The organism is Psychrobacter sp. AOP7-B1-25 (assembly GCF_052376195.1).
Taxonomy (GTDB): domain Bacteria; phylum Pseudomonadota; class Gammaproteobacteria; order Pseudomonadales; family Moraxellaceae; genus Psychrobacter.
The window spans coordinates 1-1,288 of the sequence record NZ_JBQSVK010000041.1; the positions used below are offsets into that span (position 1 = coordinate 1).

Genomic DNA, 1,288 nt, shown 5'->3' on the forward strand with positions numbered 1-1,288 from the left:
CCAAAAAAAGAGGAAATACCCATGGCAAAGGCCAAGTTTGAACGTAACAAGCCACACGTCAACGTCGGAACCATCGGACACGTTGACCATGGTAAAACCACCCTTACCGCTGCAATCGCAACCGTAGCTGCAATCAAATCAGGCGGCGAAGCAAAAGACTACGCGTCTATTGACTCAGCACCAGAAGAGAAAGCACGTGGTATCACCATCAACACCTCACACGTAGAGTATGACACCGAAACTCGTCACTACGCACACGTAGATTGCCCAGGTCACGCCGATTATGTTAAAAACATGATCACTGGTGCTGCTCAAATGGACGGCGCAATCCTAGTTGTATCTGCAACTGACGGCCCAATGCCACAAACTCGTGAGCACATCTTGCTATCACGTCAGGTAGGCGTACCGTACATCATCGTATTCATGAACAAATGTGACATGGTAGATGACGAAGAACTACTAGAACTAGTAGAAATGGAAGTTCGTGAACTATTGAACGACTATGACTTCCCAGGCGACGATACCCCAATCGTTAAAGGTTCTGCTACTGAAGCGCTAAAAGGTTCAGAAGACAAATATGGCCAACCAGCGGTTGTAGAACTTCTAGAAGTACTAGACACCTACATCCCAGAGCCAGAGCGTGACGTTGACAAATCGTTCCTAATGCCAATCGAAGACGTATTCTCAATCTCAGGTCGTGGTACTGTAGTAACAGGCCGTGTTGAGTCTGGTATCGTTAAAGTTGGTGACGAGATCGAAATCGTTGGTATCCGTGACACTCAAAAAACCACCTGTACTGGTGTAGAGATGTTCCGTAAACTGCTTGACGAAGGTCGTGCAGGCGAAAACTGTGGCGTACTACTACGTGGTACTAAGCGTGAAGACGTACAACGTGGCCAAGTACTAGCTAAGCCAGGTTCAATCACGCCTCACACCAAGTTTGACGCTGAAGTATATGTATTGTCAAAAGAAGAGGGTGGTCGTCACACACCATTCCTAAACGGCTATCGTCCACAGTTCTACTTCCGTACTACTGACGTAACTGGCGCAATCCAATTACAAGACGGTACTGAAATGGTAATGCCTGGTGATAACGTTGAGATGGGCGTAGAGCTTATCCACCCAATCGCTATGGACAAAGGTCTTCGCTTCGCTATTCGTGAAGGCGGCCGTACTGTAGGCGCTGGTGTTGTTGCTAGCGTATTGAACTAATCATTAAGTCTCAGTAATGAGCTTATGAATTAGTCATAAAAAAGGCCACCCTATTCAGGGTGGCCTTTTTTTATTG

Annotated in this window: 1 protein-coding gene; it reads left to right on the plus strand. The window is 46.8% G+C overall.

Annotation, left to right across the window (positions count from 1 at the left end):
- Positions 1-21 precede the first annotated feature (21 nt).
- Positions 22-1,212, plus strand: coding sequence for an elongation factor Tu (gene tuf, locus ACT3QR_RS13885; protein WP_444521873.1), 1,191 nt, complete (start codon positions 22-24; stop codon positions 1,210-1,212).
- The last annotated feature ends 76 nt before the right edge of the window (positions 1,213-1,288 follow it).

Coding starts and splice junctions, on each gene's coding strand:
- tuf (WP_444521873.1), top strand. CDS start 22: ATGGCAAAGGCCAAGTTTGAACGTAACAAGCCACACGTCAACGTCGGA.